The sequence below is a fragment of the Streptomyces pseudovenezuelae genome (assembly GCF_029892565.1).
GTDB lineage: Bacteria > Actinomycetota > Actinomycetes > Streptomycetales > Streptomycetaceae > Streptomyces > Streptomyces pseudovenezuelae_A.
Map to the genome: position 1 here is coordinate 149,543 of NZ_JARXVH010000014.1, position 22,424 is coordinate 171,966.

Consider the following 22,424-nt stretch of genomic DNA (forward strand, 5'->3'; position numbering starts at 1 on the left):
GCCACGCGAGAGGCGATTCACAGCAACCTCTCAAGCTTCCGGGGCGTCCGCCGGCCACGGGTCGGCAACCGGTAATTCCCGTGGTCGTAAGGGCGAGTTCGTGGAGGATGGGCCGATGACCGCCATCCGCGACAGCCCAGTGGTCCTCGATCGGCGCGAGGGACCGTACGGCGAGGTCGTGCTGCGTCGGCACGGTGGGCTGCTGCAGATCATCGCCAACGGGTGCTTCCTGATGGACACCTCGGACGGCCGTTCGGAGCGGCTGCTGGTCGACGCGGCGCTCGGCGCGCTGGACGGCCGGGAGCGGCCGGAGCTGCTGATCGGCGGGCTGGGCGTCGGCTTCTCGCTCGCACACGCGGCAGCGAACCCGCGCTGGGGCGCGATCACGGTCGTGGAGCGGGAGCGCGCGGTCGTGGACTGGCATCTCGACGGGCCGCTGTCCGGTATTTCGGACAGGGCGCTCGCCGATCCGCGGACCCGGATCGCCGAAACGGATCTGCTGGACCACGTCAATGAGACTTGCGCCACTTATGACGCGCTGTGCCTGGACATCGACAACGGACCCGGCTGGACCGTCACGGAGGGCAATGACGGGCTCTACTCGGAGGCCGGACTCGCAGGCTGCGCACGGGTGTTGAGGCCTGGAGGGGTGCTCGCGGTGTGGTCTGCGCGGCCCTCTCCGGAATTTGAAGGAACACTGCGGAATGCCGGGTTCCAACGGGTGCGTACCGAAGAGATCCCGGTTGCCCGGGGAGTTCCGGACGTCGTACACCTCGCCGTCCGACCTGGATAGCCGTGGCACCGTTACTCCCCGTACTCTGCTGCCTTGGCGCGGATCATTCAAGCGTCAATCGCAAGCATGCGCAGGCATGGGCAGTTAACGGATCACCCCACGGATTCCGGAAAGCAACTCAGGGGCGGGCGATGGAGCAGACACACACCGCGCACAACGGCACGGCGGCGACCCCGGGCGCACAGCGCCGGGTGCTGGTGGTCGAGGACGACCCGACGATCGTCGACGCCATCGCGGCCCGCCTGCGCGCCGAAGGATTCGTCGTGCAGACCGCGAGCGACGGTCCGTCGGCCGTCGACACGGCCGAGGCCTGGCAGCCCGACCTGCTGATCCTCGACATCATGCTGCCCGGCTTCGACGGCCTGGAGGTCTGCCGACGCGTGCAGGCCCAGCGCCCGGTGCCGGTGCTGATGCTCACCGCGCGCGACGACGAGACCGACATGCTGGTCGGGCTCGGGGTCGGCGCCGACGACTACATGACCAAGCCGTTCTCGATGCGCGAGCTGGCCGCGCGCGTGCACGTCCTGCTGCGCCGGGTGGAGCGGGCCGTGGTGGCCGCGTCCACCCCGCGCTCGGGCATCCTGCGCCTGGGCGAGCTGGAGATCGACCACGCGCAGCGCCGGGTGCGGGTGCGCAGTGAGGACGTTCACCTCACCCCCACCGAGTTCGACCTGCTGGTCTGCCTGGCCAACACCCCGCGCGCGGTGCTCTCCCGTGAGCAGCTGCTGGCCGAGGTGTGGGACTGGGCGGACGCCTCCGGCACCCGGACCGTCGACAGCCACATCAAGGCGCTGCGCCGGAAGATCGGCGCGGAGCGGATCCGCACGGTGCACGGTGTGGGCTACGCGCTGGAGACACCGACGCCATGAGCGACGGGCGGCCGACCGCACGGAGGAGCCCCGGGGAGGAGCCCTGGGGCGGCGTACGCCCGTTCTCGATCAAGACCAAGCTCGGCGGCCTCGTCGTCATCTCGGTGCTGATCACCACCGGTCTGTCGATGATCGCGGTGCACACCAAGACGGAGCTCCGCTTCATCACGGTCTTCTCGATGATCGCCACACTGCTGATAACGCAGTTCGTGGCGCACTCGCTCACCGCCCCGCTGGACGACATGAACACGGTCGCCCGGTCCATCTCGCACGGCGACTACACCCGCCGGGTGCGCGAGAACCGGCGCGACGAGCTCGGTGATCTGGCCCAGACGATCAACGTCATGGCCGACGAGCTGGAGGCCCAGGACCGGCAGCGCAAGGAGCTGGTGGCGAACGTCTCGCACGAGCTGCGCACGCCCATCGCCGGCCTGCGGGCGGTCCTGGAGAACATCGTCGACGGCGTCTCGCCCGCCGACCCCGAGACCATGCGCACGGCCCTGAAGCAGACGGAGCGGCTGGGGCGCCTGGTGGAGACGCTGCTGGACCTGTCCCGCCTGGACAACGGCGTCGTACCGCTGCGCAAGCGGCGCTTCGAGGTGTGGCCGTACCTCTCGGGCGTCCTCAAGGAGGCCAACATGGCCGTGCCCGCGCGCGCAGGCATCGCGTCGGGCTCCGGGAGTCACACCCGTACCGACGTCCATCTGCACCTCGACGTCTCGCCTCCGGAGCTGACCGCGCACGCGGACCCGGAGCGCATCCACCAGGTCGTGGCGAATCTCATCGACAACGCCGTCAAGCACAGCCCGGCGCACGGCCGGGTGGTCGTGAAGGCGCGGCGCGGGACGCTGCCGGAGTCGCTGGAGCTGGAGGTGCTGGACGAGGGTCCGGGCATCCCGCGCTCCGAGTGGCACCGGGTCTTCGAGCGCTTCAACCGGGGCGGCGCGGGCACCTCGAAGGGTCCGGGCAGCGACGGGGGTACGGGACTGGGCCTGGCGATCGCCAGTTGGGCCGTGGATCTGCACGGCGGCCGGATCGGAGTGGCCGAATCCGAGCGGGGTTGCCGGATCCTCGTCACCCTTCCGGGAGAGACTTCCGTACCAAGTTGACGTAAAGTCCAACTCGGAACTTCAAGATCCAGGTGCGTCCGCGCTGGCGGGCCCATGTGATCTGCGACAGGCCCGCCCGCTCGGTGCGCAGGGCCCGCGTCGGCGTGTTCCAGCCTCCCCGATCCAGAGCGGAACCACGCTTGTTTCCCGCCAATTCACGGCCCGAAACGCGATTTCCGGTGTGACTTACGCGACGATGAACCGGCCCGGCCTGACCTTGGCGGTCATGGGGGCGTAGCCTTTATTTCCGCTGTCCATCACCTTGTGAAGCGGAAGAGGGCGGTTGCCGCCGTGTCGTCACAGTCCCCCAGTAACTCGACCATCTCGACCGAGTCCGACCAAGCAACGGGCAAGAACCCCGCTGCGGCGTTCGGCCCCAACGAGTGGCTCGTCGATGAGATCTATCAGCAGTACCTCCAGGATCCGAACTCGGTAGACCGAGCCTGGTGGGACTTCTTCGCCGACTACAAGCCGGGCGCCGCTGCCGCCACGGCTCCGGCGGGTACTGCGGCCGCGGGGGCCGCAGCGACCACCCCGACGAATCAGGCTCCCGCTCCGGCGGCACCCGCCGCGCCCGCGCCTGCGGTTCCCGCGCCGGCCGCCGCGGCCCCGAAGCCCGCAGCCGCCGCTCCGGCGCCTGCCGCGGCCCCGGCTCCGGCGAAGCCCGCCGCCGCCAAGCCGGCCGCGCAGGCGGCCCCCGCGGCCGCGTCCGCGGACGCCCCTGAACTGGTGACGCTGCGCGGCCCCGCCGCCGCCGTCGCGAAGAACATGAACGCCTCGGTCGAGGTGCCCACGGCCACGTCCGTGCGCGCGGTCCCGGTGAAGCTGCTCTTCGACAACCGCATCGTCATCAACAACCACCTCAAGCGCGCCCGGGGCGGGAAGATCTCCTTCACCCACCTCATCGGGTACGCGATGGTGCAGGCCATCAAGGCCATGCCGTCGATGAACTGGCACTACGCGGAGAAGGACGGGAAGCCCACCCTCGTCAAGCCCGCGCACGTCAACTTCGGCCTGGCCATCGACCTGGTGAAGCCCAACGGCGACCGCCAGCTCGTCGTGGCCGGCATCAAGAAGGCCGAGACGCTGAACTTCTTCGAGTTCTGGCAGGCCTACGAGGACATCGTCCGCCGCGCCCGCGACGGCAAGCTGACGATGGACGACTTCACCGGCGTCACGGTCTCCCTGACCAACCCGGGCGGCCTCGGCACGGTCCACTCCGTGCCGCGTCTGATGCCCGGTCAGTCGGTCATCATGGGCGTCGGCTCCATGGACTACCCGGCGGAGTTCCAGGGCACCTCCCAGGACACCCTGAACAAGCTCGGCATCGCGAAGGTCATGACGCTCACGTCGACCTACGACCACCGGGTCATCCAGGGCGCCGCCTCCGGCGAGTTCCTGCGCGTCGTCGCCAACTACCTCCTCGGCGAGAACGGCTTCTACGACGAGATCTTCGAGGCGCTGCGCATCCCCTACGAGCCGGTCCGCTGGCTCAAGGACATCGATGCCTCGCACGACGACGACGTCACCAAGGCCGCGCGCGTCTTCGAGCTGATCCACTCCTACCGGGTCCGCGGCCACGTCATGGCCGACACCGACCCGCTGGAGTACCGCCAGCGCAAGCACCCCGACCTGGACATCACCGAGCACGGGCTCACCCTGTGGGACCTGGAGCGCGAGTTCGCGGTCGGCGGCTTCGCGGGCAAGTCCCTGATGAAGCTGCGCGACATCCTCGGCGTGCTGCGCGACTCGTACTGCCGCACCACCGGCATCGAGTTCATGCACATCCAGGACCCCAAGCAGCGCAAGTGGATCCAGGACCGCATCGAGCGCTCGCACACCAAGCCGGAGCGCGAGGAGCAGCTGCGCATCCTGCGCCGGCTGAACGCGGCGGAGGCCTTCGAGACCTTCCTGCAGACGAAGTACGTCGGCCAGAAGCGCTTCTCCCTGGAGGGCGGCGAGTCCGTCATCCCGCTGCTGGACGCGGTGCTGGACTCGGCCGCCGAGTCCCGCCTGGACGAGGTCGTCATCGGCATGGCCCACCGCGGCCGGCTGAACGTGCTCGCCAACATCGTCGGCAAGTCGTACGCGCAGATCTTCCGCGAGTTCGAGGGCAACCTCGACCCGAAGTCGATGCACGGCTCCGGCGACGTGAAGTACCACCTGGGCGCGGGCGGCACCTTCACGGGCCTGGACGGCGAGCAGATCAAGGTCTCGCTGGCCGCGAACCCCTCCCACCTGGAGACGGTCGACCCGATCATCGAGGGCATCGCCCGCGCCCAGCAGGACATCATCAACAAGGGCGGTACGGACTTCACGGTCCTGCCGGTCGCCCTGCACGGTGACGCGGCCTTCGCGGGCCAGGGCGTGGTGGCCGAGACCCTCAACATGTCGCAGCTGCGCGGCTACCGCACCGGCGGCACGGTCCACATCGTCATCAACAACCAGGTCGGCTTCACCGCCGCCCCGGAGTCCTCGCGTTCGTCCATGTACGCCACCGACGTGGCCCGCATGATCGAGGCCCCGATCTTCCACGTGAACGGCGACGACCCTGAGGCCGTCGTGCGTGTCGCGCGCCTGGCCTTCGAGTTCCGTCAGGCGTTCAACAAGGACGTGGTGATCGACCTCATCTGCTACCGCCGCCGCGGTCACAACGAGTCGGACAACCCGGCCTTCACCCAGCCCCTGATGTACGACCTGATCGACAAGAAGCGCTCGGTGCGCAAGCTCTACACCGAGTCCCTCATCGGTCGCGGCGACATCACCCTGGAAGAGGCCGAGCAGGCCCTCCAGGACTACCAGGGCCAGCTGGAGAAGGTCTTCACGGAGGTCCGCGAGGCCGTCACCGCCCAGCCGAGCGCGGGCCCGATCTCGGACCCGCAGGCGGAGTTCCCGGTCGCCGTGAACACCGCGATCTCCGCGGAGGTCGTCAAGCGGATCGCCGAGTCCCAGGTCAACATCCCGGACTACTTCCACGTACACCCGCGTCTGCTGCCGCAGCTGCAGCGCCGGGCGTCGATGGTCGAGGACGGCACGATCGACTGGGGCATGGGCGAGACGCTGGCCGTCGGCTCCCTCCTCCTGGAGGGCACCCCGGTCCGCCTCTCCGGCCAGGACTCGCAGCGCGGCACCTTCGGCCAGCGGCACGCGGTCCTCATCGACCGTGAGACGGGCGCGGAGTACACCCCGCTGCAGTACCTGGCGGAGGAGCAGGCCCGCTACAACGTCTACAACTCCCTGCTGTCCGAGTACGCGGTCATGGGCTTCGAGTACGGCTACTCGCTGGCCCGCCCCGACGCGCTCGTGATGTGGGAGGCGCAGTTCGGCGACTTCGTCAACGGCGCGCAGACGGTGGTCGACGAGTACATCTCGGCGGCGGAGCAGAAGTGGGGCCAGACGTCCGGCGTCACCCTGCTGCTCCCCCACGGCTACGAGGGCCAGGGCCCCGACCACTCCTCGGCGAGGGTCGAGCGCTTCCTCCAGCTGTGCGCGCAGAACAACATGACGGTCGCGATGCCGACCCTCCCGTCGAACTACTTCCACCTCCTGCGGTGGCAGGTGCACAACCCGCACCACAAGCCGCTGGTGGTCTTCACCCCGAAGTCGATGCTGCGCCTCAAGGCCGCCGCGTCGAAGACGGACGAGTTCACGTCGGGTCAGTTCCGCCCGGTCATCGGCGACTCGACGGTGGACCCGGCCGCGGTCCGCAAGGTCGTCTTCGTCGCGGGCAAGCTGTACTACGACCTGGAGGCCGAGCGCACCAAGCGCGGCATCACGGACGTGGCGATCATCCGCGTCGAGCGCCTGTACCCGCTGCCGGGTGCCGAGCTCCAGGCCGAGGTCAACAAGTACCCGAACGTCGAGAAGTACCTGTGGGCCCAGGAAGAGCCGGCGAACCAGGGCGCCTGGCCGTTCATCGCCCTCAACCTGATCGACCACCTGGACCTGGCGGTCGGCGCGGACGTGCCCCACGGCGAGCGACTGCGGCGGATCTCCCGCCCGCACGGGTCGTCGCCGGCGGTCGGGTCCGCGAAGCGGCACCAGTCGGAGCAGGAGCAGTTGGTGCGTGAGGTGTTCGAGGCGTAAGCCCCACCCACTGGTCACGCGCGGCCGGGCCGCACCCTCATTCCGGGGGTGCGGCCCGGCCGTTTCTGCGCACCTATCCTTGACCCATGTACTTCACGGACCGTGGCATCGAAGAACTGGAGAAGCGGCGCGGCGAGGAGGAAGTCACCTTCGAGTGGCTCGCCGAGCAGCTGCGGACGTTCGTCGATCTGAACCCGGACTTCGAGGTGCCGGTGGAGCGGCTGGCGACATGGCTGGCCCGGTTGGACGACGACGAGGACGACGAGTAGCGGTTCGTCCCGAGGGCGCCTCTTGAGGGCGCCTTCCGCGTTTCAGTCGCGCGGCCGCACCACGTCGTACGCCAGCCCCAGCGCCCCGTGCGCCAGCAGCAGCGCCCCCGCCGCGATCCAGCCGCCACTGCGCCGCCGCACGCCCCAGGCCGTCAGCGGGAGTCCTACGGCCACCTGAGCGAGGGCCAGGGCGCGGGACCGTGGGGTGCCTGAGTGAGGCAGCCAGGGGGCGAGGGGGGTGGTGTCGACCGCGTCGAGCTCCGTGCGGACGGCTGCTCGCCGGCCCTGCCATTCGACGGGGCGGGTGTCCGGGTGGATGCGGGCGGTCTCGTGGAGGCGGTCGGCCGGATCGCCGGGGGTGAGGCCGGCGGGGAGGGTGACTCCCGCGCGTGTGAGGACGGCCAGGAAACCGCGTAGGCGGGTGCGGGCGTCGGCGGACGGGTCGGGTTTCGTGAGTTCGTCGAGGGACTGGACGTCCAGGACCGGGTCCAGGCCCAGGCGGGCGGCGAAGGTGCGCATCGCCTCGTCCTCGCCTGCCGGGGTGCCGTTCGCGAGCCAGACGTAGCCGACCGGGCGGCGGAAGCCGGAGGCGAGTGTGTAGCCGGCGCGGTCGGCGTCCCACCACAGGGCGAGTACGGGCCAGGGGGCGCCGACGGCGAGGGCGGTGGCCCAGCCGGTGAGGACGCGGTCGACCGGTTCGCCGCCGTCCAGCCAGGGCGTGCCCTCGGGGACCAGGACGCTCCAGTCCTCGCCGGCGCCGGTGAGCAGCATCCGCTCGCGCAGCAGCAGGGCGACGGGGGCGACGGACTCGGGCTCCGCACGGCAGAGCAGCAGGGCTCCGGGGGCTGGGGCGGAGCCGGGAGCGTTTCGGGAGGCTTCCGTCGGCATGGTCACACGCTAGGGCGATTTGTCTTGTTTGGTCACTTCGGGGCCATTCCGAGGGGGCAGCAGGGGATCCAGGTCCCCCGAACGAGTGCCTTGACTTTCCCCGACCGCGATATATCGTGAATAGCGGAAGACGCGATATGGCGCGTCAGGACGGGGAGGTCTGGAACATGTCCGAGTGGTCCGTCGCAGAGCCGAGGAAGCTCACGTTCGACGAGCCCGTGCGGGAGCTGCACGTGCGCGTCGTCAACGGAACGGTGAACGTGGTGGGCACCGAAGAAGGTTCCGCCCGCCTTGAGGTCTCCCGGATCGAGGGACCTCCCCTGACAGTGACCCAGCGGGACGGCACCCTCACGGTCGCCTACGAGGACCTGCCCTGGAAGGGCTTCCTCAAGTGGCTCGACCGGAAGGGGTGGCGGCGCTCCGCCGTCGTCTCCCTCGCCGTTCCGGCGGACACGCGCGTCGAGGTGGGCGTGGTCGGCGCGGCGGCCGTGGTCTCCGGGCTCGACGGACGCGCGGAGGTGAAGGGGGTCACCGGCGACACCACGCTGGTACGCCTCACCGGCCCGGTCCGCGCGGACACCGTCTCGGGGAACGTGGAGGCGCAGGCCCTCAGCGGCGACCTCCGCTTCAACTCAGTCTCCGGCGACCTGACCGTGGTCGAGGGCGCGGGCTCCTCCGTCAAGGCCGACTCCGTGAGCGGCTCGATGATCGTCGACCTCGACCCGGCCGGCCGTCCGACCGACGTCAGCCTGACGAGCGTCTCGGGCGAGATCGCCATCCGGCTGCCGCATCCGGCGGACGCGGAGGTGGAGGCCAACACCGCGAGCGGCACGGTCTCCAACGCCTTCGAGGACCTGCGGGTGAGCGGCCAGTGGGGCGCCAAGCGGATCACCGGCCGACTCGGCTCGGGCAGCGGCCGCTTGAAGGCGACCACCGTCTCGGGTTCCATCGCCCTGCTGCGCCGGCCTGCGGTGGAGGACGGGCCAGAGGACGGGTCTGAGGACGGGCTCGGAGACGGGCTCGATGACGGGCCCTGGGACTCGACGCCGGAGGATGTCCGGCCGGAGTCTGGGGATGCGGTCTCGGACGCCGACCCGTCCACCAAGGACACCGCCACGGCCGCCGAGGATGCCGATCCGCCGGCCAAGGACGCGACACCGGCGGACGAGCATGACAGCGACTCGGGGGACAATTCCGTTTCCGGCCCGGGCGACGGCACGAGTGACGCCCCGACCGACGGTACGACCGACAAGAAGGTGCTCTGACATGCCCCCCGTCTTCGCCCACGGCCGCCTGCGCCTCTACCTGCTCAAGCTGTTGGACGAGGCCCCGCGCCACGGCTACGAGGTGATCCGTCTCCTCGAAGAACGGTTCCAGGGGCTGTACGCGCCGTCGGCCGGCACCGTCTACCCCCGTCTCTCCAAGCTGGAGGCGGAGGGCCTGGTCACGCACACCACCGAGGGCGGCCGCAAGGTGTACGCCATCACGGACGCCGGCCGCGCCGAACTCGCCGACCGCAGTGGTGAACTGGCCGACCTGGAGCTGGAGATCCGCGAGTCCGTCGCCGAGCTCGCCGCCGAGATCCGTGCCGATGTGCGCGGCGCGGCGGGCGACCTGCGGCGCGAGATGCGGGCCGCGGCGAGCGAGGCCCGCAGCGGTGCCGGCGCCAAGAGCCGGGGCGACGGCGAACACGCCGGTCCCGCGGGCGACTTCGGTGACTTCACCGACAAGGAGTCCTGGCGCGTCGCCAAGGAGGAGATGCGGCGGGTCAAGCAGGAGTGGAAGGAACAGGCCCGGCGGGCCAAGGACGAGAGCAGGCGGGCCCGCGAGGAGGCCCAGCGGGCCCGGCGCCAGGCCAAGGAGGCGCAGGAGCGGGCCCGGGCCCAGGCGCAGGAGGAGCTGCAGCGCATCGGCAAGCGGGTGCAGGAGCAGGTGCAGGACCACTTCTCGCGGGGCGACTGGCCGACTGGGGTGCGGGAGGGGCTGACCGAACTGGCCAAGGAGTTCGGCGAGTTCGGGAAGGACTTCGGCAAGGAGGTCGGGAAGGACTTCGGGTTCGGGCGGGGCGGCGCGGGAGCGGGCACCGGTACGGGTTCGGGTGCCGGTACGTCGGACACGCAGCCCGACTACTCGCAGACGCCGGAGGACTTCCCGGCCGAGTTCGAGCCGAGCTGGGCGCACGACGACACGACGACCGGTGACGCGGCCCGGGACCTCGACCGGTTGCTCGACCGCTTCCGGGACGCCATCCGCGACGCGGCCCGGGATCACGGGGTCACGGACGACCAACTGCGCGACGCCCGCCGCCATCTGTCGACGGCGGCGGCGCACATCGGAGTGATACTGCGTATGCCGAAGGCCTGAGCGGGACGGCGTCAGGCGCACCGCCCAGTGCGCCCAGCGCCGGACGGACGCTCACATGCACTGCCAGAGGAAGCGGCCCTCCTTGGCGTCCGGTGAGAGGAAGGCGTAACCGACGCCCGAGTCGCCGAAGTCGACGTCGAAGGGAAGCTTGCCGGAGTCCAGCTGGACGACCAGGGACCAGCCGTCGCCGGGAGGCTCCTCGCCCTGGAGCCAGTGCGGTTCGACCCCGGGCCCGCCGAGGTACTGCCAGGGCCGACGGCTCTCTCCGTCGCCCTCCCCTTCGCCCCCCTCCCCTTCGGCCCCCTCTCCTTCGGTCCTCTCTCCCCCGGTGCCGTCACCGCCGTCGCCCTCGGTATCGGCTGCGCCCGGCAGATGGTCGGCGCCCGCGCTCGGCCCCTCCGCCCGGTGCTCGACGGTCACGAAGTCGGGGACGCGGCCGTCGGGTTGGACCACGAGGGCGTTCTCCCCGCCCTCCGGGTCGAAGGTGCCGTCGACGGAGTCGTGGCCGTCCCCCGTCATGAAGAGATACGCGAGCCGACCTCCCGCCACGGCGAACTGCCCCAGGAACTCCATCGGTTGACCGGTCCCACGGGACAGCGGCCACTGCGGCTCCCCCAGCCAGACCGGTTGCCCACCCACCTTGGTGACCGCGTCCCGCACGGCCCCGTCCGCTGGGACGAAGACGAGCGGCGCGGGCTCGGGCACCGGGTCGGACACGGACATGGGCGCTCCTTCGACGGACCAGGTCATCCTCGGCAGGCCCCACCCTAGGACCCACCCCTGGCATCCCCACGGCCACATCTGAGCCCCCTGTCCCCCGAGCCCAAGCCGCCGCCGAACCCAGGCCGCCGCTGCCCGGCGCCGCGCAGGATCAGCCGGCCTTCGCCTCACCCTCCCCGTACAGCACCCGCGACAGCGACTCGTGGGTCACGCCGTGGTCGGCGAGGGCCTCGGCCGGTACGCCCGGCAGGAGGGTGAGGGCCAGTAGGAGGTGTTCGTCGCCGACGTGTCGGTCGCCGTGGGCCAAGGTGGTGCGCAGCGCTCGCACGAGGACCTCTTTGGCTCCTCGTTCGAAGGGGCGGCGCCCCAGTCCGCGGCTGCCGCCCTTGCGGTCGCCGGACATCGCGCCGACGCCGTGGACCTCCTCGACCCGGGCGATGATCTCCGAGACGTCGATGCCCAGTCCGGCGAGGGCCTCGGCCTCCGCCTGGGACAACCCGGCACGGCGTCGCGCCTCGGCCAGGGCCAAGCGCAGGGACTCCTTGCGCTCGGCGCTGGCCACCCCTAGCGCGGCCAGTGCGAAGGACGCGCGGCTGCCCTCGCGGTCCAGCAGCGCCAGCAGTATGTGCTCGGCGTCGACGGACCGCGCCCCCGACCGTTCCGCCTGCTCCACCGCGCCCTGGACCGCCGCGCGGGCGTTCTTGGTGAACCGCTCGAACATCAATGCCTCCCGTACTTCTTGTGCACGGCCTGCCTGCTCACTCCGAGTTCCGCGGCGATCTCCTGCCACGACCAGCCCTGGTTACGGGCGTTGCGCACCTGCACCGCCTCCAACTGCTCCAGCAGCCGGCGCAGGGCACTGACGGCCCGTAGGCCGACCCGTGGATCGCGATCGCCCGCACGCTCGGCGAGATCCGTTGCTTCGGTCATGGTGTCAACTTACGTTGACATCGCCCGCATGTCAACCACAGTTGACAAATGCCGACGGCCGACCCGTCGTGAACCACGGGTCGGCCGTCGGTACGGAAAGGAAGGGAGCGAAGAGAAGGACGCGCAGGATCAGCCGTTCGTGAGGACGATCTTTCCGAACTGGTCGCCCGACTCCAGGCGTTCGAAGCCCTCGCGGGCGCGGTCCATCGGGAGGATCTCGTCGATGACGGGACGTACGCCGGTGGTGGCGCAGAAGGAGAGCAGGTCCTCCAGTTCGTCCTTGGTGCCCATCGTGGAGCCGACGACCTTGAGTTCGAGGAAGAAGATGCGGGTGAGTTCGGCGTGCGAGGGGCGGTCGCCGCTCGTCGCGCCGGAGATGACGACCGTGCCGCCGGGCCGCAGGGACTTGATCGAGTGGGACCAGGTGGCCGCGCCGACCGTCTCGATGACGGCGTCCACGCGCTGCGGCAGCCGAGCCCCCGACTCCACCGCCTCGACGGCGCCGAGTTCCACCGCCCGCTTCCGCTTGGCCTCGTCCCGGCTGGTGGCGAAGACCCGCAGCCCCGCGGCCCTGCCGAGCACGATCGCGGCGGTCGCGACGCCACCGCCGGCGCCCTGGACGAGGACCGAGTCGCCGGGACGGACACCGGCGTTGGTGAAGAGCATGCGGTACGCCGTGAGCCAGGCCGTGGGCAGACAGGCGGCCTCCGCGAAGGAGAGTTCCTTGGGCTTGGGCAGGATGTTCCAGGTCGGGACGGCGACCTGCTCGGCGAAGGTGCCCTGGTAGCGCTCGGTGAGGATGGAGCGGGGTTCCTTCGGGCCGACGCCGTGCCCGCTCTGGCCGATCACGGAGTGCAGGACGACCTCGTTGCCGTCCTCGTCGACACCGGCGGCGTCGCACCCGAGGATCATCGGCAGCCGGTCCTCCGGGAGGCCGACGCCCCGAAGCGACCAGAGGTCGTGGTGGTTGAGGGAGGCGGCCCTGACATCGACGGTGCTCCAGCCGGGACGGGCCTCGGGGGCGGGTCGGTCCCCCAGCTCCAGTCCGGCGAACGGTTGGTCGCGGTCGATTCGGGATGCGTAGACGGCGAACATGGCGCTGACGATAGGCTCCGCCGGTTGCGCGGGGGAACAAGCGGGCGCTGTGACACACGCCCTCTTGCGTCTTTCAGCCCGTCCGGCGTTTGAGGACGAGGCCGCAGGCCGATGGGGGGTCTGGGGGCGCAGCCCCCAGGACGTGCACCCCCACCGGCCCGCACAATCGAACCGTCAGCGGCGGGCCACGCCCTCGGCCCGAGCAGCCGCAGCCACCGCCGACGTAACCGCCGGGGCAACCCGCTCGTCGAACGGCGACGGGATGACGTAGTCCGCGGCGAGGTCGTCCCCGACAACACCGGCCAACGCCTCCGCCGCCGCGATCTTCATGCCCTCCGTGATCCGAGACGCCCGCACCTGCAGCGCGCCGGCGAAGATGCCCGGGAACGCCAGCACGTTGTTGATCTGGTTCGGGAAGTCGGACCTACCCGTCGCCACGACCGCCGCGTACTTGTGCGCGACGTCGGGGTGCACCTCGGGGTCCGGGTTGGCCATGGCGAACACGAACGCGCCCTCGGCCATGGAGGCGACGGCCGCCTCCGGGACCGTACCGCCGCTGACGCCGATGAAGACGTCGGCGCCGGACAGGGCGTCCTCCAGGGAGCCCGTCAGGCCCGCCTTGTTGGTGAAGCCGGCCACGTCGCGCTTGACGGAGGTCAGGTCGTCGCGGTCGGCCGAGACGATGCCCTTGCGGTCCGCGACGGCGACCTCGCCGATGCCGGCCTCGACCAGCATCCTGGCGATGGCGACCCCGGCCGCGCCGGCGCCCGAGATGACGGCCCGCAGGTCCGCGATGGACCGCCCGCTCAGCCGCGCCGCGTTGCGCAGGGCGGCCAGCGTGACGACCGCCGTGCCGTGCTGGTCGTCGTGGAAGACCGGGATGTCGAGCCGTTCCTGGAGCTTGCGCTCGATCTCGAAGCACCGGGGCGCCGAGATGTCCTCCAGGTTCACGCCGCCGAAGGACGGGGCGAGGCGCACCACGGTCTCGACGATCTCGTCGACGCCGGTGCAGGCCAGCGCGATCGGCACCGCGTCCACGCCGCCGAACTGCTTGAACAGGATGGCCTTGCCCTCCATCACCGGGAGGGAGGCCTCCGGGCCGATGTCGCCGAGCCCGAGCACCGCCGTGCCGTCGGTGACCACGGCCACCACGGACGACTTCCACGTGTAGTCGTGGACCAGCTCCGGCTGCTCGGCGATCGCGGTGCACACGCGCGCGACGCCGGGCGTGTACGCCAGGGACAGGTCGTCCTTGTCACGGACCGGCACGGTGGCCTGCACGGCCATCTTGCCGCCACGGTGGAGCGCGAACGCCGGGTCGAAGGAATCGAGGGGCTCGGCCCCGCCGTCCTGGTCGGTATGTCCCGGCTTGTTGTCGCTGCGAGGATTGACGATCTCCGCTGCCACTTTGTTTTACCCCTTAAGTGTTCAATGGTTGAGGGTGGGCCACTTCTGGTGAGAAGTGGGCGGGACCGCGCATGCCCGCTCGATTGACTCGATTGATGCGTACGGGTCATACGCGACAGGCGCGTCGCACACGCGCCCGGAGCCCCGGATGAGGGGTGTAAAGCACCTTCTTACCGGACGTCCCGCGCCGAGGACGAGTCCATTCGGAGCAAGGTCACATCGCGAGCTGCGAAGGTCACGTCTTGGTGACAAGAATCGTCACGAAATAAGGGGACACGTCCTCGGCAAGCCCCTGACCGGCGCTAAAACAGTGATCAACGCCTCGGGACACCGGTCCGCATCCTGGGATGCGCCGAAGATCTTCCGGCCGGAACAGTGGATTCCCGCAGATGGTCCGGACATGTCGTACCGAACCGGTGCGGTTCGGGGGTCACCCGTTATCCGATTTTGACATGGCTGGCACCTTGAACGGCTCAGTCCGAATGGCAAGATGCCGTAATCACACAAGGTCGCGACACCCGAAGCTGTGTGTTCTCGTCGACCCAACGGCACTGTCGAGCTGTCGGCAAATCCACCCATCCGCCGGAGGAACCCAAGATGACCGCACGCTCCACCCTTCGTACCACCGCCGCGCACCACCGCCTGGCCGCAGTGGGTGCGATCGCGGTCGCAGGCACTCTGCTGCTCGCCGGTTGCGGCGACCAGACCAAGGACAAGGACTCCTCGGACAGCAGCGCGTCCGCCAGCTCGGCCCCGCTGGCCGACAAGCTCCCCCAGGCGATCCGCGACAAGGGGGTCGTCAAGGTCGGCTCCGACATCGCCTACGCCCCGGTCGAGTTCAAGGACGACTCCGGCAAGACGGTCGGCATCGACCCGGACCTCGCGGACGCCATGGGCAAGCAGCTCGGCGTGAAGTTCGAGTTCGAGAACGGCACCTTCGACACCCTGATCACGGGTCTGCGCTCCAAGCGCTACGACATCGCCATGTCCGCGATGACCGACACCAAGGACCGCCAGGACGGTGTCGACTCCGAGACCGGCAAGAAGGTCGGCGAGGGCGTCGACTTCGTCGACTACTTCACCGCCGGCGTCTCGATCTACACCAAGAAGGGCGACGACCAGGGCATCAAGACCTGGGCCGACCTGTGCGGCAAGAAGATCGCGGTGCAGCGCGGCACGGTCTCCGAGGACCTCGCCAAGGCCGAGGCCAAGAAGTGTCCGAGCGGCAAGAAGCTGGCGATCGAACCCTTCGACAACGACCAGCAGGCGCAGACCCGGGTCCGTTCGGGCGGCGCCCAGGCCGGCTCCTCCGACTTCCCGGTCACCGCGTACGCCGTGAAGACCTCCGGCGGCGGCAAGGACTTCGAGATCGTCGGCGAGCAGGTCGAGGCCGCCCCGTACGGCATCGCGGTCGCCAAGGACAGCACGCAGCTGCGGGACGCCCTGCAGGCCGCGCTCGACGCGATCATCAAGAACGGCGAGTACGACAAGATCATCAAGAAGTGGGGCGTCGCCGACGGCGCGGTCACGGCTGCCGCCGTCAACGGCGGCAAGTGACCGCGGCCCGCGGACACTGAGAGGCATCCCGAGTGACTGCTGACATCGACAAGACGACGGGGCCGCAGGACACTCCCCCGGCCGGACCGGAGGCCATCAAGGCCGTCCCGGTCCGGCACTACGGGCGGTACGTCTCCGCCGTCATCGCGATCGCCCTCCTGGTCGCGATCATCTACGCGTTCGGCCAGGGCAAGATCAACTGGAACGCCGTTCCGGACTACTTCTTCGACCACCGCATCATCAAGGGCGTCGGCCAGACGATGCTCCTGACGGTGCTGTCGATGGTGATCGGCATCGTCGGCGGCATCCTGCTCGCCGTCATGCGGCTGTCGAAGAACCCCGTGACCTCGTCCATCGCCTGGTTCTACATCTGGTTCTTCCGGGGCACCCCGGTCCTGGTCCAGCTGTTCGTCTGGTTCAACCTGGGTCTGGTCTTCGAGTACATCAACCTCGGCCCGATCTACAAGAACTACTGGTCGGACTTCATGACGCCGCTCCTGACGGCGCTGCTCGGCCTCGGCCTCAACGAGGCCGCGTACATGGCGGAGATCTGCCGGGCCGGTCTGCTCTCGGTCGACGAGGGCCAGACCGAGGCCTCGCACGCCCTGGGCATGAGCCACGGCAAGACCCTGCGCCGGATCGTCATCCCGCAGGCGATGCGCGTGATCGTGCCGCCCACGGGCAACGAGGTCATCAACATGCTGAAGACCACCTCGCTGGTCTCGGCGGTGCAGTTCTACGAACTCCTGCGCTATGCCCAGGACATCGGCCAGACCTCCGGCGCCCCGGTGGAGATGCTGTTCCTGGCCGCCGCCTGGTACCTGATCCTCACCTCGGTGCTGAGCGTGGGGCAGTACTACATCGAGCGGTACTACGCCCGCGGCTCCAGCCGCAGCCTGCCGGACACGCCGTTCCAGAAGATCAGGGCGAACATGCTCTCCCTCGCGAGCTGGAGGCGCTGACCGATGAGCGACAACAGGGCAATGGTCAAGGCCGAGGGCGTCCACAAGTCCTTCGGTCCCGTCGAGGTCCTCAAGGGCATCGACCTGGAGGTGAAGTCCGGCGAGGTCTTCTGCCTCATCGGCCCCTCCGGCTCCGGCAAGTCGACCTTCCTGCGGTGCATCAACCACCTGGAGAAGGTCAACGCCGGGCGGCTGTACGTCGACGGGGAGCTGGTCGGCTACCGCCAGAAGGGCGACAAGCTGTACGAGCTCAAGGACAGCGAGGTCGCGGTGAAGCGCCGGGACATCGGCATGGTCTTCCAGCGCTTCAACCTGTTCCCGCACATGACGGCGCTGGAGAACATCATCGAGGCGCCGATCCAGGTCAAGGGCGCGACCCGGGCCCAGGCCAGGGAACGCGCCCAGCAGCTCCTGGACCGGGTCGGCCTGGCCGACAAGGCCGGCACCTACCCCTCGCAGCTCTCCGGCGGCCAGCAGCAGCGCGTCGCCATCGCCCGGGCCCTGGCCATGGACCCGAAGCTGATGCTCTTCGACGAGCCCACCTCGGCCCTCGACCCGGAGCTGGTCGGTGACGTCCTCGACGTCATGCGCGACCTCGCCGAGTCCGGCATGACGATGATCGTCGTCACCCACGAGATGGGCTTCGCCCGCGAGGTCGGCGACAGCCTGGTCTTCATGGACGGCGGCGTGGTCGTCGAGTCCGGCAACCCGCGTGACGTCCTGACCAATCCGCAGCACGAGCGGACCCAGTCGTTCCTGTCCAAGGTGCTGTAGCGGGTGCCCTAGGCGGTACGACAGCGGAAAGGGGCGGTACGGAACCTCGTACCGCCCCTTTCCCGTGCGCTCAGGTCACTTCAGCGCGAGCAGCAGCGTGTCCGACGGTGAGCACCACACGGGACGCGCCTCCCCGAAGCCCTTCTCGCGCAGCACGCGTGCGTGCCACTGGGCGGAGGGCATGTCGCCGTCCGCGTGGGCGCCGTAGATCTCGAAGCGGCGGGCGGTGGGGGCGGCGAGGACGGGGTCCTCGGCGGCGCGCTGCCACCATTCGGCCCAGTCGAGGGCGCCGTCGCGCAGGGCCCGGTCCATCTGCCGGTGGCGCTGTCCGGATTCGGCCGCGTTGATCCGGGGCGTGGTCTCGTCGATCATGTGGTCGGCGTTCATGAAGACGCCGCCGTGGCGGACGAGTTCGGCGACCTGGCCGTAGAGGGCCGCGAGGGGGTCGGTGTGCAGCCAGTGCAGGGCAGTCGCCGTCAGGACTGCGTCGTAGGACTCGTAGGGCAGTCGCGAGGGCCAGTCCGGGTCCTTGAGATCGGCTTCTACGAAGGAGACCCGGTCGTCGCCCTCGAAGGTGCCGCGGGCGATGGCGAGCAGGGCCGGGTCTAGGTCGATGCCGGTGCTGACGGCCTTCGGGAAGCGGGCCAGCAGCCGGGCCGTGATGCTGCCGGTGCCGCAGGCGAGGTCGAGGACGCGGGGTTCGGGTCCCGCGAAGGCCTCGACCATGTCCAGCATGATCCGGAACCGCTCCTCGCGGTCCGGCATGTACCACTCCTGCTGCCGGTCCCAGCTCTCCTGCCAGGACTGCCAGTCGGTTCCGGTCGCAGTGGCCATGGAATCCCCTCTTCCCTTCAGCCGCGTAATACCCTGGATACACGACCGGCTGTTACCCGACCGCACCCACGACCATAGAGCGCCTCTGTAAGGACTACAAGTGGAACTGGCCTATTACTCGGATTACGCCGTACGTCTCGTCAACACCGAGGAGCCGGCCCGGGGGACGGACGGCCTGACCTCGGTCGAGGCCGTGCGGGAGCTGTTCGGCGCCAACCAGGAGTCGGCCCGCCGCACCACCGACGCCGACGTCACGCGCTTCCGTTCGGTCCGGGCCCGGCTGCGGGCGGTCTTCGAGGCGGCGGACGGCGGCGACGAGACGCTCGCGGTCAACCTGCTGAACTCGCTCCTGCTGGAGTTCCCGGTGAGCCCGCAGATCTCCGGACACAACTTCCGGGACGACGACGGGCGCCCGCTGTGGCACATGCACCTGGCGGACCACCCGTCCAACGCGACCGCCGGCTACGCGGCCATCGCGGCGATGGGCCTGGCCTTCCACCTCACCGAGTACGGCGTGGACCGGCTGGGCCTGTGCGAGGCGCCCCCCTGCCGCAACGCCTACCTGGACACCTCGACCAACCGCTCACGGCGCTACTGCTCGGACCGCTGCGCGACCCGTGCCAACGTGGCCGCCTACCGGGCCCGCAAGCGCCTGGAGGCCGACCGGCCGGACAGCACGGGCCGGGCCGCCGACAGCACCCAGCGGGCCACCGCGAGCGGCGAGCGCTGATCCGCCTTGGGCGGGCGGTAGCGGAACCGGACCTTGCCCAGCACCAGGTCCTCGGGGACGGCGCCGTAGTCGGTGCTGTCCCCGCCCGCGTACGAGTTGTCGCCGAGCACCCACCAGCCGCCGTCGCGGCGCTCCACCGCGCGCTTGACGACCAGCAGGTCCTGTTGGAACGGATGCCGCAGGACGACCACGTCACCGGGCCTGATCCTGGCCCCCCACCGCACCACGAGACGGTCCCCGTGCCGCAGTGTGGGCACCATCGACGGCCCGGTCACCTCGGCCACCCCGAAAGGCAGCAGCGCCCTTCCGCGCTCGATCTCCTGCGACAGCTCCGGCATCCCCGGCACCTCCCCGGTCGTTCATCCACCAGTCTCAGTCTGACCCTGGACTTTTGTCCTAAGCCCTAGGGGGCACCCGCGAAATCAAGCTTCCCAGGGAGTAATGTCCCACCTGAGAAGACGATCACGAGGAAGGAATGCTCCATGCTTTCCCGCCTGTTTGCCCCCAAGGTGAAGGTCAGCGCGCACTGCGACCTGCCCTGCGGTGTGTACGACCCGGCCCAGGCCCGCATCGAGGCGGAGTCGGTGAAGGCCGTGCAGGACAAGATGGCCGCCAACGACGACCCGCACTTCCAGGCGCGCGCCATCGTCATCAAGGAGCAGCGCGCCGAGCTCGCGAAGCACCACGTCTCGGTGCTCTGGAGCGACTACTTCAAGCCCCCGCACTTCGAGAAGTACCCGGAGCTGCACCAGCTGGTCAACGACACCCTGAAGGCCCTCTCGGCCGCCAAGGCGTCCACCGACCCGGCGACCGGCCAGAAGGCCCTCGACTACATCGCCCAGATCGACAAGATCTTCTGGGAGACCAAGAAGGCCTGACGGACTTCCCGTCCACAGACCGGCGATCGGTGCACCATCGCAGGTCAGCGGGCATCCCGAAGGGGCTCGACCGGATCCTCCGGTCGAGCCCCTTCGGCGTCCGGCACAGCTCTCGTCGACGGAGGAACACGCAAGGTGCGGATCTACATCACCGCGGACATGGAAGGCGTCACCGGCCTCGTGGACGCCGACGACGTCCAGCCCGGCGGCCGGGACTACGAGCGGGGCCGGCTGATGATGGCCGAGGACGTCAACGCCGCCGTGCGGGGTGCCGTCGCGGCCGGGGCCACCGAGGTCACCGTGAACGACGCGCACGGCCCCATGCGCAACCTCGTGCCCGAGGCGCTGCACCCGGCGGCCCGGCTCCTCCGCGGCAAGCCCAAGCAGATGCTGATGCTCGAAGGGCTCGGTCCCGAGCACGACGCGGTGATCTGCGTCGGGTACCACGCGCGGGCCGGCGAGCTCGGCGTACTGAGTCACAGCTTCATGGGGCACGAGATCGAGGACATGTGGCTGGACGGCCGCCCGGTGGGCGAGATCGGTCTGGCACAGGCCACCGCGGCGGCGCTCGGGGTGCCGGTGGTGGTGCTCACCGGTGACGACCGGGCCTGCGCGGAGATGACGGCGTGGGACGACTCCGTCACCACGGTGGCCGTGAAGTACGCGCGTGATCGCTTCGCCGCCGGTCTGCGTCCCTCGGACGAGGCACGGACGGCGATCGAGGAGGCCGTCGCCTCCCGGCTCGCCGCGCCTCTGCCGGCACCGTCGCCGACTCCGGAACCGGCCGCCCTCACCGTCCGCTGGCAGTCGGCCTCGGTGGCCTCGACCCTGCTGGGGATTCCCGGGGTCACCTCGACGGACGCCCGAACCGTACAGGCCCGGGGCGCGCTGCCCGGCCTGTACCGGCTCTTCGGCGTGTGGATGCGGGTGGCGGCCTCGCTCACCAACCAGCAGCCGTACTGCTGACCGGCTGACCGGCTGACCGGCCACAAGGTCCTCAGGCGGGTTCGACGGGTTCGTGGTCGTCCTCGCCCGCCTCCAGGAGTCCCGCCGCCTCGCCCACGATGCGTGGGTCCGGGCTGCCGACGACCTCCTCGTCCTTGCCGTGGTAGTCGAAGCGGGCCAGCACGCTGCGCATGGCCTCGACGCGGGCGCGCTTCTTGTCGTTGCTCTTCACCACCGTCCAGGGTGCGTGTTCCGTGTCGGTCTCGCGGAACATGGCGACCTTGGCGGCGGTGTAGTCCTCCCACAGGTCCAGGGACGCGAGGTCCATGGGGCTGAGCTTCCACTGCCGTACGGGGTCGACCTGGCGGATGGTGAAGCGGGTGCGCTGTTCGCCCTGCGAGACCGAGAACCAGAACTTGAGCAGGTCCACGCCGTCGTCCGCGAGCATCCGCTCGAACAGCGGGGCCTGGCGCATGAAGCGCCGGTACTCGTCGTCCGAGCAGAAGCCCATGACCCGCTCGACGCCGGCCCGGTTGTACCAGGAGCGGTCGAAGAGCACTATCTCGCCGGCGGTGGGGAGGTGCTGGACGTAGCGCTGGAAGTACCACTGGCCGCTCTCGCGTTCCGTGGGCTTCTCCAGGGCCACCACCCGCGCCCCGCGCGGGTTGAGGTGCTCCGTGAACCGCTTGATGGTGCCGCCCTTGCCGGCCGCGTCCCGTCCCTCGAAGACGATGACGAGCCTGCGCCCGGTCTCCTTGATCCAGCTCTGCAGCTTCAGCAGTTCGATCTGCTGGAGCCGCTTGTGCCAGTCGTACTCCTTGCGCTCCATGCGCTCCGGGTACGGGTAGTTCTCCCGCCAGGTGTCGACCGGGCTCCCGTCGGGCCGGATGAGCACGGGCTCGTCGGGGTCGCTGTAGTCGACCTTCAGGTCGGACAGCAGGGGTGTCGTCGTCATCCCGTCCTCCTCCTCGCGCTCAGTGGAACTGCGGAACGATCAGATAGATTCCGTACGCCACCACGGCCGCGCAGGCCAGGAAGCAGAGCCCGGCCTGGGCGGCGCCGACGGCCGACGTGCCCCCGCCATCCTCGCGCGCTCCCTCGGAACGGGCGAGACCCAGTACGCCGAGGGCGAAGACGACGACCACGGCCACCGTGACGCCGATGCTCACCGCGGCGACCTCGCCGAGTGCGTTCCAGTCCAGATGCATGTCGAG

Annotated in this window: 23 protein-coding genes; 13 read left to right on the forward strand and 10 right to left on the reverse strand. The window is 69.9% G+C overall.

The window, feature by feature from the left end:
* Positions 1-115: 115 nt before the first annotated feature.
* From M2283_RS36205 to M2283_RS36225, 5 genes are all read left to right on the forward strand, one after another.
* Positions 116-793, forward strand: a complete 678-nt coding sequence (locus M2283_RS36205) for a spermidine synthase (RefSeq protein ID WP_280880724.1) — start codon at positions 116-118, stop codon at positions 791-793.
* 131 nt (positions 794-924) lie between these two features.
* On the forward strand, positions 925-1,662 hold the full coding sequence (locus tag M2283_RS36210; protein WP_280880725.1) for a response regulator transcription factor: 738 nt from the start codon (positions 925-927) through the stop codon (positions 1,660-1,662).
* Complete coding sequence (locus M2283_RS36215) at positions 1,659-2,771, forward strand: HAMP domain-containing sensor histidine kinase (RefSeq protein ID WP_123997790.1); 1,113 nt, start codon at positions 1,659-1,661, stop codon at positions 2,769-2,771. The genes M2283_RS36210 and M2283_RS36215 overlap by 4 nt, the downstream gene beginning before the upstream one ends.
* 291 nt (positions 2,772-3,062) lie before the next feature.
* Positions 3,063-6,857, forward strand: coding sequence for a multifunctional oxoglutarate decarboxylase/oxoglutarate dehydrogenase thiamine pyrophosphate-binding subunit/dihydrolipoyllysine-residue succinyltransferase subunit (locus tag M2283_RS36220; RefSeq protein ID WP_280880726.1), 3,795 nt, complete (start codon positions 3,063-3,065; stop codon positions 6,855-6,857).
* 86 nt (positions 6,858-6,943) lie between these two features.
* Positions 6,944-7,126, forward strand: coding sequence for a DUF6104 family protein (locus M2283_RS36225; RefSeq protein ID WP_019058231.1), 183 nt, complete (start codon positions 6,944-6,946; stop codon positions 7,124-7,126).
* Positions 7,127-7,168: 42 nt separating this feature from the next.
* On the opposite strand, the gene M2283_RS36230 is transcribed toward M2283_RS36225, so the two are convergent.
* Entirely contained in the window at positions 7,169-8,014 is an 846-nt protein-coding gene (locus tag M2283_RS36230) for a hypothetical protein (RefSeq protein ID WP_280880727.1), read from the reverse strand.
* Positions 8,015-8,181: 167 nt separating this feature from the next.
* Between M2283_RS36230 and M2283_RS36235 the strand changes: the two genes are divergently transcribed.
* Together M2283_RS36235 and M2283_RS36240 are read left to right on the forward strand one after the other, a co-directional pair.
* Complete coding sequence (locus M2283_RS36235) at positions 8,182-9,279, forward strand: DUF4097 family beta strand repeat-containing protein (protein ID WP_280880728.1); 1,098 nt, start codon at positions 8,182-8,184, stop codon at positions 9,277-9,279.
* Position 9,280: 1 nt separating this feature from the next.
* A complete protein-coding gene (locus M2283_RS36240) occupies positions 9,281-10,378 on the forward strand; it encodes a PadR family transcriptional regulator (RefSeq protein ID WP_280880729.1) in 1,098 nt (365 codons plus the stop codon).
* Positions 10,379-10,429: 51 nt separating this feature from the next.
* Here the strand turns inward: M2283_RS36240 and M2283_RS36245 are convergent, their stop codons facing one another.
* The 5 genes from M2283_RS36245 to M2283_RS36265 all read right to left on the reverse strand — a co-directional run bounded on the left by M2283_RS36245 (position 10,430) and on the right by M2283_RS36265 (position 14,530).
* Positions 10,430-11,101, reverse strand: a complete 672-nt coding sequence (locus tag M2283_RS36245) for a hypothetical protein (protein ID WP_280880730.1) — start codon at positions 11,099-11,101, stop codon at positions 10,430-10,432.
* 148 nt (positions 11,102-11,249) lie between these two features.
* On the reverse strand, positions 11,250-11,819 hold the full coding sequence (locus M2283_RS36250; RefSeq protein WP_280880731.1) for a Clp protease N-terminal domain-containing protein: 570 nt from the start codon (positions 11,817-11,819) through the stop codon (positions 11,250-11,252).
* Positions 11,819-12,028, reverse strand: a complete 210-nt coding sequence (locus tag M2283_RS36255) for a helix-turn-helix domain-containing protein (RefSeq protein ID WP_123997798.1) — start codon at positions 12,026-12,028, stop codon at positions 11,819-11,821. Before M2283_RS36255 ends, M2283_RS36250 begins: the two co-directional genes overlap by 1 nt.
* Positions 12,029-12,157: 129 nt before the next feature.
* A complete protein-coding gene (locus M2283_RS36260) occupies positions 12,158-13,123 on the reverse strand; it encodes a zinc-binding dehydrogenase (RefSeq protein WP_280880732.1) in 966 nt (321 codons plus the stop codon).
* Positions 13,124-13,297: 174 nt separating this feature from the next.
* Complete coding sequence (locus tag M2283_RS36265) at positions 13,298-14,530, reverse strand: NAD(P)-dependent malic enzyme (RefSeq protein WP_280880733.1); 1,233 nt, start codon at positions 14,528-14,530, stop codon at positions 13,298-13,300.
* 597 nt (positions 14,531-15,127) lie between these two features.
* On the opposite strand from M2283_RS36265, the gene M2283_RS36270 reads away from it, so the two are divergent.
* Genes M2283_RS36270 through M2283_RS36280 form a run of 3 tightly spaced genes read left to right on the forward strand, consistent with a single transcriptional unit; the run spans position 15,128 to position 17,823 of the window.
* Positions 15,128-16,087 (forward strand): ABC transporter substrate-binding protein, encoded by a 960-nt coding sequence (locus M2283_RS36270; RefSeq protein WP_280880734.1) that lies wholly within the window; start codon positions 15,128-15,130, stop codon positions 16,085-16,087.
* A 32-nt stretch (positions 16,088-16,119) separates the two neighbouring features.
* Positions 16,120-17,049 carry an amino acid ABC transporter permease gene (locus tag M2283_RS36275; RefSeq protein WP_280880735.1) on the forward strand — a complete coding sequence of 310 codons (930 nt, stop codon included), beginning with the start codon at positions 16,120-16,122 and terminating at the stop codon, positions 17,047-17,049.
* Between the two features lie 21 nt (positions 17,050-17,070).
* Positions 17,071-17,823: an amino acid ABC transporter ATP-binding protein gene (locus M2283_RS36280; RefSeq protein WP_280880834.1), complete on the forward strand. Its 753-nt coding sequence runs from the start codon at positions 17,071-17,073 to the stop codon at positions 17,821-17,823.
* A 75-nt stretch (positions 17,824-17,898) separates the two neighbouring features.
* Here M2283_RS36280 and M2283_RS36285 read toward each other — a convergent pair whose 3' ends face one another.
* On the reverse strand, positions 17,899-18,657 hold the full coding sequence (locus tag M2283_RS36285; RefSeq protein ID WP_280880736.1) for a class I SAM-dependent methyltransferase: 759 nt from the start codon (positions 18,655-18,657) through the stop codon (positions 17,899-17,901).
* A gap of 100 nt (positions 18,658-18,757) precedes the next feature.
* Between M2283_RS36285 and M2283_RS36290 the strand changes: the two genes are divergently transcribed.
* A complete protein-coding gene (locus M2283_RS36290) occupies positions 18,758-19,387 on the forward strand; it encodes a CGNR zinc finger domain-containing protein (RefSeq protein ID WP_280880737.1) in 630 nt (209 codons plus the stop codon).
* On the opposite strand, the gene sodX is transcribed toward M2283_RS36290, so the two are convergent.
* A complete protein-coding gene (sodX, locus tag M2283_RS36295) occupies positions 19,291-19,725 on the reverse strand; it encodes a nickel-type superoxide dismutase maturation protease (RefSeq protein WP_280880738.1) in 435 nt (144 codons plus the stop codon). The two genes, M2283_RS36290 and sodX, sit on opposite strands and share 97 nt — an antisense overlap.
* Positions 19,726-19,869: 144 nt before the next feature.
* Here sodX and sodN point away from each other — a divergent pair, with 144 nt between their 5' ends.
* Both sodN and M2283_RS36305 read left to right on the forward strand, forming a co-directional pair.
* Positions 19,870-20,265, forward strand: coding sequence for a superoxide dismutase, Ni (gene sodN, locus M2283_RS36300; RefSeq protein ID WP_019058247.1), 396 nt, complete (start codon positions 19,870-19,872; stop codon positions 20,263-20,265).
* A gap of 135 nt (positions 20,266-20,400) precedes the next feature.
* Complete coding sequence (locus tag M2283_RS36305) at positions 20,401-21,231, forward strand: M55 family metallopeptidase (protein ID WP_280880739.1); 831 nt, start codon at positions 20,401-20,403, stop codon at positions 21,229-21,231.
* A gap of 31 nt (positions 21,232-21,262) precedes the next feature.
* Here the strand turns inward: M2283_RS36305 and ppk2 are convergent, their stop codons facing one another.
* Both ppk2 and M2283_RS36315 read right to left on the reverse strand, forming a co-directional pair.
* On the reverse strand, positions 21,263-22,165 hold the full coding sequence (gene ppk2 / locus M2283_RS36310) for a polyphosphate kinase 2 (RefSeq protein WP_280880740.1): 903 nt from the start codon (positions 22,163-22,165) through the stop codon (positions 21,263-21,265).
* A gap of 19 nt (positions 22,166-22,184) precedes the next feature.
* Positions 22,185-22,418, reverse strand: coding sequence for a hypothetical protein (locus M2283_RS36315; RefSeq protein WP_280880741.1), 234 nt, complete (start codon positions 22,416-22,418; stop codon positions 22,185-22,187).
* Between the last annotated feature and the right edge of the window lie 6 nt (positions 22,419-22,424).